General features: G+C 47.0%; 13 protein-coding genes. All 13 read right to left on the reverse strand.

Annotation, left to right across the window (positions count from 1 at the left end; all coding sequences use genetic code 11):
* Positions 1-43: 43 nt before the first annotated feature.
* The 13 genes from GCU48_RS26085 to panB all read right to left on the reverse strand — a co-directional run bounded on the left by GCU48_RS26085 (position 44) and on the right by panB (position 14,900).
* On the reverse strand, positions 44-1,240 hold the full coding sequence (locus tag GCU48_RS26085; protein WP_152381990.1) for an acetate/propionate family kinase: 1,197 nt from the start codon (positions 1,238-1,240) through the stop codon (positions 44-46).
* Positions 1,237-2,109 carry a 3-hydroxyacyl-CoA dehydrogenase family protein gene (locus GCU48_RS26090; RefSeq protein WP_025718877.1) on the reverse strand — a complete coding sequence of 291 codons (873 nt, stop codon included), beginning with the start codon at positions 2,107-2,109 and terminating at the stop codon, positions 1,237-1,239. The genes GCU48_RS26085 and GCU48_RS26090 overlap by 4 nt, the downstream gene beginning before the upstream one ends.
* A gap of 136 nt (positions 2,110-2,245) precedes the next feature.
* Entirely contained in the window at positions 2,246-3,748 is a 1,503-nt protein-coding gene (locus tag GCU48_RS26095) for an AAA family ATPase (protein ID WP_152381991.1), read from the reverse strand.
* Positions 3,741-4,274: a hypothetical protein gene (locus GCU48_RS26100; protein WP_152381992.1), complete on the reverse strand. Its 534-nt coding sequence runs from the start codon at positions 4,272-4,274 to the stop codon at positions 3,741-3,743. The genes GCU48_RS26095 and GCU48_RS26100 overlap by 8 nt, the downstream gene beginning before the upstream one ends.
* A gap of 590 nt (positions 4,275-4,864) precedes the next feature.
* Entirely contained in the window at positions 4,865-5,647 is a 783-nt protein-coding gene (locus GCU48_RS26105) for a (S)-acetoin forming diacetyl reductase (protein ID WP_208811926.1), read from the reverse strand.
* 726 nt (positions 5,648-6,373) lie between these two features.
* Entirely contained in the window at positions 6,374-6,898 is a 525-nt protein-coding gene (locus GCU48_RS26110; protein WP_025718882.1) for a cell wall elongation regulator TseB-like domain-containing protein, read from the reverse strand.
* 37 nt (positions 6,899-6,935) lie between these two features.
* A complete protein-coding gene (locus GCU48_RS26115; protein WP_152381993.1) occupies positions 6,936-8,237 on the reverse strand; it encodes an amidohydrolase in 1,302 nt (433 codons plus the stop codon).
* The gene (locus GCU48_RS26120) at positions 8,224-8,877 is read right to left on the reverse strand and encodes a redox-sensing transcriptional repressor Rex (RefSeq protein ID WP_025718887.1); all 654 of its coding nucleotides are present in this window, start codon (positions 8,875-8,877) and stop codon (positions 8,224-8,226) included. Before GCU48_RS26120 ends, GCU48_RS26115 begins: the two co-directional genes overlap by 14 nt.
* A gap of 45 nt (positions 8,878-8,922) precedes the next feature.
* On the reverse strand, positions 8,923-11,790 hold the full coding sequence (gene dinG / locus GCU48_RS26125) for an ATP-dependent DNA helicase DinG (RefSeq protein WP_152381994.1): 2,868 nt from the start codon (positions 11,788-11,790) through the stop codon (positions 8,923-8,925).
* Between the two features lie 157 nt (positions 11,791-11,947).
* A complete protein-coding gene (locus GCU48_RS26130) occupies positions 11,948-12,595 on the reverse strand; it encodes a tetratricopeptide repeat protein (protein ID WP_025718889.1) in 648 nt (215 codons plus the stop codon).
* Positions 12,596-12,677: 82 nt separating this feature from the next.
* Entirely contained in the window at positions 12,678-13,061 is a 384-nt protein-coding gene (gene panD, locus GCU48_RS26135) for an aspartate 1-decarboxylase (protein ID WP_152381995.1), read from the reverse strand.
* Positions 13,054-13,992, reverse strand: a complete 939-nt coding sequence (gene panC / locus GCU48_RS26140; protein WP_025718890.1) for a pantoate--beta-alanine ligase — start codon at positions 13,990-13,992, stop codon at positions 13,054-13,056. Before panC ends, panD begins: the two co-directional genes overlap by 8 nt.
* On the reverse strand, positions 13,989-14,900 hold the full coding sequence (gene panB / locus GCU48_RS26145; protein WP_152381996.1) for a 3-methyl-2-oxobutanoate hydroxymethyltransferase: 912 nt from the start codon (positions 14,898-14,900) through the stop codon (positions 13,989-13,991). The genes panC and panB overlap by 4 nt, the downstream gene beginning before the upstream one ends.
* Between the last annotated feature and the right edge of the window lie 241 nt (positions 14,901-15,141).

Here is a 15,141-nt window from a genome sequence, read left to right on the forward strand (position 1 = left end):
GTAAGAACACTGTATGCATAAAATTTAATTTTTTCCGGTTGAACTATTGTACCAAACGGAACGTGTCACGGGCAATAACCAGTTCTTCGTTCGTTGGAATAACTAATACTTCTACCTTGGAGTTTGCCGTTGTAATCCGGCGAGGCTCACCAGAACGAATAGCGTTAAGCGAATCATCCAGCTCGATACCGAGGAATGTCAGTTGCTCCAACACTCTCTTACGCAGCACGACGGAATTCTCGCCTACACCTGCTGTAAATACAATCACGTCTACCCCGTTCATTGCCGCAGCATAGGAGCCAATGTATTTACGCAGACGGTATTCATACATTTCGAATGCCAATGTAGAATTAGCTTCGCCTTTTTCCATACCTTCTGTGACTTCACGCATATCACTGCTGATACCGGAAATCGCTAAAAGTCCACTGTGCTTGTTCAGCATGGAGTTCACTTCATTGACCGTCAGTTCTTCTTTGTTCATAACATAAGGCACGATTGCAGGGTCCAAATCACCACTACGTGTACCCATCATAAGGCCTTCCAGTGGAGTCATACCCATGGAAGTATCTACGGACAGACCGCCTTGAACTGCTGTTATACTACCGCCATTACCGATATGACAAGTAATGATCTTCAAATCTTCCAGAGGACGACCCAGGAATTTGGCAGCTTCCTTACTAACAAAATCATGAGAAGTACCATGTGCGCCGTAACGACGTACCTTGTACTTATTGTACAACACTCGTGGAATGGCGTACATATATGCTTTCTCAGGCATGGTTTGGTGGAACGAGGTATCAAATATTACAGCCTGCGGCACATCCGGCATATTCGCTTCTGCGGCTCTAATCCCCATCATGGAAGGCGGGTTATGCAGCGGCGCAAGGTCGAATAAGCGACGAATTTCACTCTTCGCTTCAGGCGTTATCAGCGCTGACTGCTTGAAGATTTCGCCTCCATGAACCACACGGTGGCCTACAGCCTGAATTTCGCTTGTATCGGAGATTACACCATGCTCCGCGTCAGTGAGTGCATTCAGCACTTTACGGACCGCTGTGGTATGCTCCAGAATTTCGCTAACCTCAGTATGTTCTTCTTTGCCTGTTGGTTTATGCGTCAGGATGGAGGAGTCCATACCGATACGCTCTACCAAACCTTTTGCCAAAACGGACTCATCCGTCATATCATACAGTTGATATTTCAGGGAAGAACTTCCTGCATTGATTACGAGAATTTTCATATCCGGTCACCATCCTTGTCGTACTTAAAGAAACCTTCGCCCGATTTTACACCCAGATTACCTGCACGCACCATTTTCTTCAGGACGATGGACGGACGATATTTTAACTCGCCAAATTCACGGAACATGCGCTCCAGAGCAGCCAAAACGGAATCCAGACCAAAGCGGTCGGCCATTTCCAAAGGACCGTTTTGGAAGCTGTAACCGATTCGCATAGCATCGTCGATATCTTCAGCTGAAGCTACACCCTCTTGAAGCACGTGTGCCGCTTCATTGATCAGCAAGCAAATGATACGGCTTGTTACGAAGCCTGGGGATTCATAAATCATAACCCCTTTTTTCTCTACTATTTCTTCAACAAACAGTTTTGTGCTTTCAAACGTCTCATCAGAAGTTTTCAATCCACGAATAATTTCCACAAGATCAATGCGGGATACCGGATAAATAAAGTGCATGCCAATAACACGCTCTGGGTACTTGGTCGAGCTGGCAAGCTCGGTCAGGCTAAGCGTGGATGTATTACTTGCAAGAATAATGTTGCTTGGACACACATAGTCCAGCTCTTCGAAAACAGCTTTCTTTTCGTCCAGGTTTTCTGTAATCGTCTCAATGACCATATCACAGCTGCCAAGCTCCGCCAAATGGGATACTTTTTGAATGCGGGATAAAATCAACTTTTTCTCCGCTTGTGTGATGGCCCACTTTTCCAATTGTTTGTCCAGACTCGTTTCAATCATATTATAGGCGTAGTCTAGTTTCTCTGGTGTCTGCTCTACCAGCAGCACATCGATTCCTTTGGACGCGAGCATTTCAGAAATACCTTGGCCCATGGTGCCGCCGCCGATGACGCCGATTTTTTTAAATTGCATGGTTCTTAACTCCACCCTTTCCTGGTCACTCTCATATATTGTATCCTTCTTTGTCGAAAAATACATGTTTATGTCCCAATAGATAATAATATCTTAGCACGGACTAAAAGTAAAAAAAAATAACCAGCATAAAAAATTATGCTGGTAATAAAGCATTTTCACTAAATTGACATCTAAATTGGTCTCCGGACAATGTTTCTTCCTTCATCAGGATGTCAAGAGAGTTGTCGAACACGGGACGATGCTTCTCAAGCAGCTCCAAAGTTCGGGTATGCAGCCCATCCATAATCTGGCCATTTTCACGCATAAGCTCCTCTTTTGTAACCATATCCATATTAATAATGCCAAGTGACGTCAACCCGGAAGTCATCATCGTGTGAACGATATTCAGTGCCTGCTCAAAATCATTACTTGAGCCTGTACTGCGACCGCCATAGTACATTTCTTCTGCTGCAGCCCCAGCGAGGGAAATCATAATCTGCTCCTCCAGGAACTGCTTGGTATATAGATAATGCTCTTGCTGTGGATTATGTCGCACATAGCCGAGCGCTTTCCCACGTGGGCTAAGCGCTACCTGGCTCACACTGCCGGGACGAACGATTTCGGCCATAATAGCATGTCCCAGCTCATGAATGGCTACACGTTTTTTCTCTTCCAACGTGGATTCACGGTCTGTTTTCTCGCCCATCATTACCTTGTCGATGGCCATCGACAGATGTTTTTGGGCAATCATCTTCTCTTCCTGTCTCATCGCATAGATTGCCGCTTCATTCATGACGCTTTCCAGCTGTGCGCCTGAAAAACCATAGGATTCTTCAGCAATTTTGTCCAGATTCGTATTTTCCTGAATCGGTTTGTTTTTAGCATGAATTTTCAGAATATGAAGACGGCCCTTTTTATCAGGCAAATCCACTTGAATATGACGGTCAAAGCGTCCCGGACGTGTTAAGGCGCTATCCAGCATTTCTTTACGGTTTGTAGCCGCAATAAGCAAAATACGTGGAGTATCAGCTGAATAAATGCCATCCATTTCTGTCAGCAGCTGGTTCAAAGTCTGATCATATTCACGTTGCTGTCCACCCTCACGCTTACCGCCAATCACATCAATTTCATCAATAAAAATAATCGCATTTTCCTTCTTTTCCTTGGCTGCACGAGTACGAGCCTCACGAAATAGCTCACGGACACGACCTGCACCCACACCAACGTACATTTCAACAAACTCACTGCCTGAGGCGGCAACAAATACAGAATTAGTATAATGTGCGGCTGCCTTCGCCATCAGCGTTTTCCCGGTTCCCGGAGGACCTGTGAGCAAAACGCCTTTTAAGGGGCGAATGCCAAATTTTGAGATTTCATCATGTCGATTCAAAAAGTCCAGCGCCTCTCGCAGCTCCTGCTTGGCGCTTTCCTGCCCGCCGATCTCTTCAAAAGTCAGCTTGTCCGGGCCATTTTTTTTACGTTTACGCTCTTGCCCGGCACCTACAGCCAAGCCACCGCGCGCATGCATGAGCATTAACAAGCCGCTGAGCATTATACCTGCGATCAGCAGTGGGACAATATTCACCCCGATAAAGATGAGAAATATGATCGTTACCGGCACAATGCCGATTAGTGCTTCCTTGATCCATCTAGGCATTAGGCCATACCCCCATTTGCTGAGATTGACGTGGCAAAACGATAAACTTGGTCGCTTTACCTTCGCTGAGTCGGATATAGACATTGTTTGAATCCATATCGGTATCAGCCTGGATGCCCGTCTTTTTCTTTTTCATCTGCTCAACAGTAGATGAAATTTGAGTATATTTTTTATTTTCCATCGCTTCCGCTACGGGAAACATAGCCTCAGACCACCATTGATTCAGTGCTGAATTGGAATGGTCTTCGATGTCGAGCTTAATGGTCCGGCTGCCAATGATGGACTGCCCTTTTTGCTTAATTGCATCGACCAGTCCGGCCACATCTGCCTGTGGTTTGAGATCCAGTTTCAATACAACCTGTTCCGGTTTAATATCTATTTGAGCGCTTGTCACGCCGGGATATTGAGAAACCAATTTTTCCAGAGGACTTTGCATTGTAACCTGACGATAAATGAACCATCCTCCAAACAGCAGCGATGCTGCCAAAACTGCTGCAACAACGATAGGAACTGCACGCAATTTCAAATAACATCCTCCTCTCAAAATGTAAAACAAAGAAGAAACGGGACGAATGTCTACAACAAACAGACTTATGATCTTGGTCTTGCTGCAAAACAGCAAGCCTTTTTCTATCATATTTGTCTATCACTTAGGAATATAGTATATCATAACGTATATCGAATATCGAAGGCAATGTGTGGGGGAGTTGCGATAAGGCAAAATCATTGGTTATGGGTGGGCGGAGGGAGACGCTGCGTGTAGGATTTGGTCTTACGATCGCTGTTGCCATGGGATTCTCTTGATGATATAAAACATTTAAGGGTTAGAATCCCATGGCAAAGGCGAACGCTCCGCTTCTCCAGATTCAAATCCTCCACTCCGCTACTGCACAGCCATAAAGATGAATTTGCCCTAGGAGAGAATTGGGTAGGTAAAGATGCTTCGCTGGCTTTCAGCCGAGCTCCGCAGGGTTGGTAGTTAAAAAGACGCAAATACGAATTAAATCGTATTTGCGTCTTTTTAACTATTTCTTCAAATCTCTATATTTACTTTAGCCAATTTCGGCTTTCTTTGCTTTCTTTCAGTTACTCCTGCTTTTACAATAACATAATCCTTTATAAAAACATCATGCCACCGTCGATCAGAGGAGATTGTCCTGTCATGTAATCGGAATCCGGGCCTGCCAGGAAGGACACGAAGGCTGATACATCTTCCGGTATTGAGAGACGACCCAGAGCAATTTTGCTGCCGAATTCCTTGGTAGCATCGCCTATAGCTTCACCTTTAGAGGCCGTAATTTCTTTATCAATTCCGCTCCACATCGGAGTTTGTACAATGCCAGGGCAGTAGGCGTTAACCGTAATTCCATATTGTGCATATTCCTGAGCCGCGGTTTGTGTTAGCGCTCGAACGGCAAACTTAGTTGCAGAGTAAATACCTAGATTGGCATTACCGACATGACCTGCCTGGGAAGAGGCATTAATGATTTTACCACCATGACCCAACTCTCTAAATTGGGCTGCGGCCGCCTGCATGCCCCACAATACACTGGTCACATTAATGTGAAACAGCTTGTCAAAATCAGCCAGCGTAACATCATCCAATAGCTTGGAAGGAGCAATCCCAGCATTATTCACGATAACATCAAAGCCACCGAGTTTCTCAGCTGTCTCCTGTACGGCGGCGAAAACCTGATCCCGGACGGAGACATCAACTTTAAGCGCAAGCGAGTGCCCTCCTGCCTTTGCGATCTCTCCAGCAACACTTTGAGCTGTACTTTCATTTAAATCCACGACTGCAACGGCAAAGCCATCTTGACTCAGCCGTAAAGCGATAGCCCGACCAATCCCTTGACCTCCACCTGTTACCAATGCAACTTTCCCATCCATTTTTCCCATGTTCATGAATCTCCTTTTGCGTATAAGTAGTCATGATAACATAGCCACGAAATTATGGCTTACGTTAGTCAATATCTATAATTGAACCATTTTTAGGAAAAAAAAATTATGAGATATGTAATAGACTTCACTTTATACCTGTTTAAGGTAAATGAACAACATGTAATCCAAACTTTTAAAATTACATATAAAGGTACTGCACAGGCGGATACGGTTTTATACTCAAATAGTTATGCTATAATAAATTCTAATCAAACATAAAATCAAAAAGACGTAAATACGAATTCATCGTATTTACGTCTTTTTTTTAACTTTCAATCATTCCAAGATATATAAACGGAGTTTAAAAGTTACCTTTTGCGCCACTCCGCAGGGGATGATGCTTTCCATCGGCCGCCTCCAGATTTCTCGAATAAGCCTATGTCAGAGGAGAAATCCGGGAACAAGATTGACAGATGTAAAACCCAAAACGGAGATAAGCGCGGCGTCCGTTCCCTCCTACCTCAACTCCCTGGTGTTTGGAGTGACTCCATGGCGGTCAGCCAGCGGAGTGGGCCATTTGAAACTGAAGAAGCGGAGCGTTCGCCTTTGCCGCCGGATTTTCCCCATAAGAATCTAATCGAAAAAAATCCGGCGGCAACAGCGATCGTAAGATCAAATGGACTACGCAGCGCTCCCAGGCGCTCCTACCCCTTCAAACCATCATCAGCCACTCCCCACATTACTCTAGTAGTTAGGCAATGTATACTTTACCCCCGTCGATCCCCCATCTGAGAAACGGTAAAAGGTATAGTTATGATGACTTCCATCATTGTAAAACAGCTGCCAAACATATTCGCCATTGAACACGCTCGGCTGGAGACTCACAATCTCTGCATCTGGAAGCTGCTGCTGAATGATTGCCTTCATTTTTTCCTCGTCGACTCCGTTTTTCAATAGCTCGGTATGGATACCGCTATTATCTGCGGCAGGTACATTAGGCTGTCCCTCCACTTTTTGAAAGGGAACCCACACCATTATATTTTCATTTTGGGCATTTTTCCCTTGAACTACCCAATATACCTGACTCCATACTGACTTCCATGTACGAGTCGTGCTGACCAGACCACCCGATTGCTTGGCCTTTATGATAGCGGCATTTCTCTCAGCCACCTGGTCTTGCGTAACATAAGAATAATACCAGAACATGCTGACCAGGATCAGTATCACGGCCAAAACGGCGACCGCTATCCATTTTTTCTTATTTTTCAAACCTGTGCTTCCTCTCTAAGGGGATGTGACACCTGAATTAGCGCGACAGCAGCCCTTCAAAGGCGGCTTGTGCCTCATGTTTGATACGTTCCTCGTCCATAGTCAGGCACTCACCGTTTTTCACGACCTGACGACCATCAACCCACACATGAGCCACATCTTTGGCGCTTGCGGAGTATACGGCATGGGAAACGAGGTCTGTACGCGGCAAGAAGTGCGCCTGATTCAGATCTAATGCGATAAAGTCAGCCTTGTTGCCTGCTGCCAGTACTCCTACCTCTTTTAAACCAATCGACTTCGCGCCGTATTCTGTTGCCAGACGCAGCGCTTCATTCGCAGGAACTGCCGTAGGATCACCGGATACTCCCTTGTGGATGAGCGCAGCCAGACGCATTTCCTCAAACATATCCAGATTATTATTGCTGGCAGGACCATCTGTTCCGAGGGAAACAGTAACCCCTGCACGCAGCAGTTCAGGCACTCTTGCTACACCACTTGCCAGCTTCAGGTTGCTGCCCGGATTATGCGAAATCGCTACACCACGTTCAGCCAGCAAAGCTATTTCTTCATCATTCAAATGAACGGCATGAGCAACAAGTGAAGGACGGGAGAAAAAGCCGAGCTTATCCAAATGTGCAACTGGACGCAAGCCATAATCACGTACGTTTTGCTCAACTTCGGCAAGAGTCTCGGACATGTGTGTGTGCAGCGGTAAATCCAAATCATGCGCAGCCTGTACAAATTTTTCGATAAACGCAGGCGGGCATGTGTAAGGCGCATGCGGAGACATCATCGTTGTAATACGACCATCTGCCTTACCATGCCAGTTACGTGCAAAAGTCACAGCCTCAGCCAGCTTGATTCGCTGCTCCTCCTCAGAGCATAATCCAATCGCCCCACGCATCAGACTCGCACGAATGCCTGATTCTTCAGCTATACGAGCCACCTCATCCATATGATCGTACATGTCCAGGAAGGTCGTCGTACCGCCTTTCAGCATTTCCAGCACAGACAAGGAAGTACCCCAGTACACATCTGAAAATGTGAACTTAGCTTCCATCGGCCACATTTTCTCCTGAAGCCATACTTGAAGTGCCAAATCATCACCATACCCACGCAGCAATGACATCGCCGCATGACCATGAGTGTTAATCAGACCTGGCAAAAAGAGCAAGCCTTTACCGTCAAAAGCGTCTGTCTCTTCCTCTCCCGCAGGCAAAGTCTCGCCAATGTAAGTAATCCGGCTATCCTCTACAATCATATAGCCATGGATTACTCCGACTTCCGGTCCGTTTACGGCAAAGGAGCCGTTTTTAATCATCCATTTATTCACCGTCATATTGCAATTCTTCCTTTCCATCCTCTAAATAATAAGCGAGGCTAAGCAAATCGGTTGTAAAATCTGTGGTATGTACCCGGATGTTGTCCGGGGTTTTCAGAATGATCGGTGCAAAGTTCAAGATCGCTTCAATACCACTCTCAATAAGCTTGTCAGCCACGTGTTGCGCTTCGAAATCCGGTACGGTAATAATCCCGATCCGAATATTTTTTTCTTTTATGGTCGCTTCCAATTGATCCATTGGCTGAACGATCAACGTATTGATCATCGTCCCCGTCTTCTCTGGAACCGCATCAAATACCGCTACAATTTTCATATTATCTTTTAAGTAAGCATTATAATTCGAAAGCGCTTGACCCAGATTACCAGCTCCGACCAATACGACGTTGATTTGCTGATCAATTTTCAGAATATGACGTATTTTTTCAATAAGATAAGTAACATCATAACCGATACCCTTTCGGCCAAAATCTCCAAAATATGCAAGATCCTTGCGAATTTGAGCCGGATTCAAGTTCAGTCTTTGTCCCAGCTCCTGGGAAGAGACCGTGGCCACCTCCCTTTTGTGCAGTGCATTCAGATAACGTAAATATACGGGTAACCTCCGCACAACTGCCTCTGAAATTTTATCTGATTTCATACTTGCTCCCCCTAATTGTAACGGACATGTTTAAGTGTCCGTCCATTATGCCTCAGTCTCCGGGGCGGATTGGAGCCATTCAGAGATGCGGGGCACCATTTGCTCCGTCGGCATATGCTCCATTTTTGGTCCCGGTAACGAGTACAAAAAGTGCTTTCCGTAATAGGATTCGATTACACGTGTATCGTATACGATGACGACCCCGTGGTCGCTCGCTGTACGTACCAAACGCCCAAATCCCTGTTTAAAGCGAATGACCGCCTGTGGAACAGACAGCTTCATAAATGGATTTTTCTTTTGCTGCTGAAGCAGCTCGCTTTTCGCCTCCAGCAACGGGTGATTTGGCGGTTGAAACGGCAGCCGGACAATTGCCAAGCAAGTCAGCGCCTTGCCTGGAATATCGACACCTTCCCAGAAGCTGCTGGTTCCCAGCAATACAGAAGCTTTGGCCTCCTGAAAACGCCGGGTCAGCTTGCTGCGGCTCCCACTGTCTACACCCTGTCCCAGCACAGTGATATCGCTGGAAGATAATGCCTCTTTGAGTGGCTCGTACACCTGCCGGAGCATCCGGTACGAGGTAAATAAAACGAGCATTCTCCCCCCGGTCGCCTGAGCAGTCGAGCCTAGCGAGCTAACGAGCATATTTACAAAATGTGCATCTCCAACACTTCCCTTTACACTCGGGAAATCCCGGGGAATGACCAGCAGCACCTGATCCCTGTAGTTAAAGGGCGACGGGAGCTGCGAAGTCATAAGCCGCCCCTCTTCTGCAGCTTCCTGCAAACCAAGCTGATCGGTCATGTACTGAAACGACTTATCTACCGATAAGGTAGCTGAGGTCAGAATAATGCTTCTTTTTTTGTCAAAAAACATTTCTTTCAGCTGGCGGCTCACATCTACAGGCACTGCATAAAATTGCAGTGATTTACTGCGAAATTGCCCGCTTGCCTCAAGCCAGTAGACGGTCGTTTCATCATCAAGACGCATAAAGAAGCGCAAATTTTCCTTCACGCCCGCCAAATCCTTGAGCAGTCCCGTGATATCGGTAATGAGGCTGTCAGCCGCATAATCGTCATGTTCTTCCTTTACGTCCAGCATCAGCTTATCGCCCTTGCGCAAAATTTCGCTTAGCGTAACATTAAGCTGATTTTCCAGCGCAGCCGCTTGATCCCACTTGGCAGGCTTGGCCGACGGCTTGAGACGGGAAGAAAACTGCCCCGTTTCACCCGGTGTCGCATCACTTCGCTCCGGCAGCATACCAAATAGCTTGTCGCTTAACAAATCCCATGTCTCTTTGACCTCCAGCACAAGTGGATATACCTGGTCGATGATCGAAGCCCAATCTGCCGACTTCTCATGACCGGACTTTACCAACTGCTGACGCAATGAAGGCAGCTGTCCATTCTTGCTGTCTTTGAACAGCCGGGTCAGCGTATGAACGAGTGTGAAATATTTCATATGCATGCCCAGATGCTTACCAGCAACTTCCTCCAGATGGTGTGCTTCATCAATGACCAGATGCTCATAGCTTGGCAATAGCTGATGACTTGCCTTGACATCCGTAAACAGCTTGGAGTGATTCGTTATAACCACATCCGCTGTTCCGGCCTCATGACGTGCACGATGATAAAAGCATTTACGGAACCACGGGCATGAACGGCCAAGACAGGACTCGGAATCACTTGCCACTGTTTCCCAAAAATCTCCGCCACGGTTGCTCAGATTCAATTCTTCATCATCACCAGTTTCCGTGAGTGTCAGCCAGACGATCATCTGGGCAGCTGTAATTAAGTCTTCCTTAGGTGTTGCGAAGTCTCTTCTGTTTATTTTATGTTCAAACTTGCGCAGACACAAATAATGCCTCCGCCCCTTAAAAATGGCAGCCCGGAACGGGAACGGAATCACCTTCGTCAGCATCGGAATATCGCGCTCACGCAATTGCTCCTGCAGGTTGATTGTATGCGTACTTACTGTGACTCGCTGACCATATTTTACACTATGATACAGTGATGGAAGCAAATAACCCAGAGACTTGCCTGTCCCTGTACCCGCCTCGATCAGCAAATGCTTGTCTTCACTCAGCGCCTGATTTACATCCTCTATCATCTGTACCTGCGCTTCGCGCTCCTCGTATTGGCTCAAGGATGAACGTAAATGATCTCGCACATCATCCATGTATTTATCAAAGGAAACACCCGACAGCGGATTTGGATCATCTTCTCTGCGCGGAGTAGCTAGCTCTGTCCAATCTTCCACCTTTAGTGCAAGCTGGCGATAAAACTGATGCCCCTCCAAATCCTGAATGGGATCAAGCTCTTTCTCTTCACGTACCCCGTCAAGAAACCATCCAAGATCACTTTCTTCCTCTGCGAACAAATCACTGAGCCGCTGTATCGTGATTAAAGGCAAGGCTTGAAGCTCTCCCACACACTTTAAAAACACCTCGGCCGTAGCCAACGCGTCGCTGTCTGCTTGATGGGGACGGTCATGAGCCAGCCCGAACTCCGAAGATACAAATCCCAGCTGATAGGAGGAAAGCGATGGAAACATGATTTTCAGAAAATCCATTGTGTCCAAAATTCTACCGCTAAACGGCAGATATCCACACCGATCTAAAGCGTTTTGCAAAAAATTAAAATCAAATGCCACATTATGACCGACCAGCACAACATCATCCAGCATAGGTACAAGCTCCATCATCATCTCTTCAAGTGCTGGGGCATCCTTGACGTCATCGTCTGTAATTCCGGTCAACCCGGTAATAAAAGGCGGAATGGGTCTGCCAGGGTTCACATAAGAACCGTAAACACGGGAAATGCTGTTATCATGATCTATAATTGCAAGTCCGACTTGAATGATGTCATCCGCGGACTGGGTGCCTGTCGTTTCAAAATCCAATACCGCAAATTTCATTCGGGCTAAATCCTTTCTTTTGACACATACAAAAATAATAACTCCGTATAACAGCATAGCAGAATATCGCCTTTTTGGAAATTAAGACAGCCAAAAAAGACGATGCATACGCCGCCTGAGGAGGTGGGCATGCATCGTCTTACCCGGTGTCTGACAACTACATCCAGGGCATCATCGAGCTGTCGTAGCGAAGCATTTTAGTACCGGACAAACAGGCTTCCATATTGTGCAGCGGCTCGGGCATTGCAGGATCGAGCTGGTGCGCGCGAGCAAAACATTTTTGCGCTGCCTCTACATCAGCCTGTTTGGCCATCAGACAGCCCAGCGCATTATAGATGGCCGCCTTAAGTCCTGGCTGCTCTGTCAGGTGCAGCACCTTTTGAAAATGGCGTACAGCCTCCGCTGTATCCTCCAGTTGAAAATGCGCCATCCCTAAATACATACGACTTTGCCAGCTGTTCGGAAAATGCTGTAATACCTGCTCAAACTGCTGAATGGCCTCAGGGTACATAAGCAGTTGGTAATACCCTTGTCCCCGATTATAAGCCAGCAGCTCCTTTTCAGGCAGTTCCTTTTCAGAAAGCTCTGCGTCAGAAATGTCGGACTCTGCGGAAAAGCCGGCCGCTCGCAGGCAAACCATTTTTTCCTCAAAGGCCAGCCATTCATCCATAATTCTGTCACTCATTTTCCGCAGCAAACTCCAATGCTGCAGCAGCTCCTGCTTGCGAGAACCTTGGGCTGATGGGTAATGCTTCACGATATCATCTAACATGCTGTTCATTTCTGCGAATACATGCTGGAACATGTGCATCCCGCCCTTACGAAAGATGGAGTAATACACTCACATTCTTCGCCTAAAGGACGTGTTTCATCCGCACTCCCATTCATTACATGATCGTAGCGTGTACTTCCTTATTCGCCGTCTGGGCTGGTTTATTATGTTCATCAACGAATACCACAGTCGGTTTGTATGTTTTTGCCTCTTCATTTGACATAGAAGCGTAGGAAATAATAATGACCGTATCACCAGGCTGCACCAGACGCGCTGCTGCACCATTGAGGCAAATCACGCCGCTGCCACGCGGTCCAGGGATAACATAGGTTTCCAACCGGGCCCCGTTGTTATTGTTCACAATTTGAACCATTTCATTTTCCAGCAGATCGGATGTCTCCATCAAATCCTCATCAATCGTAATACTCCCCACATAGTTAAGATTGGCTTCAGTCACCGTCGCACGGTGAATTTTCGATTTCATCATCGTTCTAAACATGGGAAAGCACCTCCGCTTTCTGTAATCTAATATTGTCAATCAGTCGGGTGTTCCCAAATTTCACAGCCAGCGCTACAATGATGTCCTCTTGAACATCACTTAGCCGCTGCTCGGCAAGAATTGGCTCTAAGCCGGGAAAAGTTAATATTTCAATATAATCAATGTCTGCCAATGGTGAGGAGGTAATGGTGGACTCTACCATTTGATGTATCTGACCGATTGTAAACGAGTTTTGTACAGCATCTTCGCTCACTTCACGCACCTTGCGCAGTGATTGGGACAGTACCAACGCCTGCTCCCGCTGCTCTGCACTCAAATACACATTACGCGAGCTCAGGGCCAAACCGTCAGCCTCTCGGACGATCGGGCAAGGTACAATGGTCACATTCATATTGAGATCGGTCACCATCTGCTGAAGCACAGCAACCTGCTGCGCGTCCTTCATACCAAAGAAGGCCAGATCAGGATTGACCATGTTAAACAGCTTGGCTACCACCGTCGTCACACCATCAAAATGTCCCGGACGTGAAGCGCCACATAAGCGTTCCGTCAAAGCGGATACGTGAATTTTGGTTCGGGTTGGCTGCGGGTACATTTCCGCTACTGTTGGCAAAAATACAATATCCACACCCTCGCGCCGCGCTACCTCCAGATCACGTGCTTCATCACGAGGGTAGCTGTCCAGATCTTCATTAGGTCCAAATTGAATCGGGTTGACGAAAATGCTGAGCACCACTGTATCTGACAGTTCACGCGCCTTTTGCATCAAGCTTGCGTGGCCTTCATGCAAGTACCCCATCGTCGGCACAAAGCCGACTGTATGTTGCTGTATAGCAGCAGAACCGTATTCCGCTTTTGCTCTGTTTGTGCCAAGCTGCCGCCGTTCAGCAATAGCCTGCCGCAGCTGAGCCACTTCTCTTACGATGATCATGACTGGGATTCCACCTTTTCCTTAGCTTGTTGCCTAACTTGCTCCTTGGCCTGGCCTTTGGCCTTACCGTACAGAGCTTCCACGACACGATCGTCCGCACTGAACACATGCTCTTCAGCTGGAAAGGCGCGTCCCTTCACATCGCTCACATATTGCTCAATGCTGCTGCGGATCAAGCCGCCTACATCGGCATAGGTTTTAACAAAGCGCTTGCTGTAATAAGGCGATGCATATTGAATCAGGTCGTGATAGACCAGCACCTGACCATCGCATCCGCGTCCAGCACCAATTCCAATGGTCGGAATGGACAGTTCTTTGGAAATCGCCGTTGCGACCTCCTCAGTCACCAATTCCAGTACAATGCCAAATGCACCCGCTTGCTCCAGCGCCTTGGCGTCATCCATCAACCGACGTGCGTCTGCTTCATCCTTACCCTGAATGCGATAGCCGCCAATCTGATTAACAGACTGTGGTGTAAGACCGATATGTCCCAGTACAGGTACACCTGCCTGAACAGTCGCTTTTACGACGTCGACAATTTCTGCTCCGCCTTCCAATTTGACAGCATGCACATGTCCTCCCTGCATCAGACGGCGAATACCCTGAAGGCTTTCCGATACGCTGCTGTGGTATGTCATAAAAGGCATGTCCGCTACGATAAATGTATGCTCCGCACCTCTTGCTACCGCCCGGGAATGGTAGACGATATCGTCCAAAGTTACGGGAATGGTCGAATCGTAACCGAGAACTACGTTACCCAGCGAATCACCCACGAGAATCATGTCAATTCCCGCCTCCTCGGCTATTTTAGCCGATGGATAATCATACGCGGTCAGCATGCTGAGCGGAATGCCCTCCTGCTTCATTTTTTTCATTTTCACAATATTCAGTGCTTGTTTTCCGGCCACTTGGCATGGCTCCCTTCATCTTTTTTTGGCACAAAAAATAACCTTTTATGAACGCCTGCATATGTGCGTCATTAAAAGGTCCGAACAGCCAAAAAAGACACTCATTTTGAGATCGTCCCTTCTGTCTCGGTCCTGTTCGGCTCAGAGCAGAATCCAACGTAACCTTCAAATGAAGTTATGATGGTTTTACAAACTTGCTAAAGTAGAGCATGTGCCCTTGGAGTGCAGCTCGGACCGTCCG

Source organism: Paenibacillus brasilensis (genome assembly GCF_009363115.1).
GTDB classification, from domain to species: domain Bacteria; phylum Bacillota; class Bacilli; order Paenibacillales; family Paenibacillaceae; genus Paenibacillus; species Paenibacillus brasilensis.

Bases quoted from the DNA above. Each gene is read 5' to 3' on its own strand.
- GCU48_RS26085 (WP_152381990.1), bottom strand. From the start codon at position 1,240: ATGAAAATTCTCGTAATCAATGCAGGAAGTTCTTCCCTGAAATATCAA.
- GCU48_RS26090 (WP_025718877.1), bottom strand. From the start codon at position 2,109: ATGCAATTTAAAAAAATCGGCGTCATCGGCGGCGGCACCATGGGCCAA.
- GCU48_RS26095 (WP_152381991.1), bottom strand. From the start codon at position 3,748: ATGCCTAGATGGATCAAGGAAGCACTAATCGGCATTGTGCCGGTAACG.
- GCU48_RS26105 (WP_208811926.1), bottom strand. From the start codon at position 5,647: ATGGGAAAAATGGATGGGAAAGTTGCATTGGTAACAGGTGGAGGTCAA.
- GCU48_RS26115 (WP_152381993.1), bottom strand. From the start codon at position 8,237: ATGACGGTGAATAAATGGATGATTAAAAACGGCTCCTTTGCCGTAAAC.
- GCU48_RS26120 (WP_025718887.1), bottom strand. From the start codon at position 8,877: ATGAAATCAGATAAAATTTCAGAGGCAGTTGTGCGGAGGTTACCCGTA.
- dinG (WP_152381994.1), bottom strand. From the start codon at position 11,790: ATGAAATTTGCGGTATTGGATTTTGAAACGACAGGCACCCAGTCCGCG.
- GCU48_RS26130 (WP_025718889.1), bottom strand. From the start codon at position 12,595: ATGTTCCAGCATGTATTCGCAGAAATGAACAGCATGTTAGATGATATC.
- panD (WP_152381995.1), bottom strand. From the start codon at position 13,061: ATGTTTAGAACGATGATGAAATCGAAAATTCACCGTGCGACGGTGACT.
- panC (WP_025718890.1), bottom strand. From the start codon at position 13,992: ATGATCATCGTAAGAGAAGTGGCTCAGCTGCGGCAGGCTATTGCTGAA.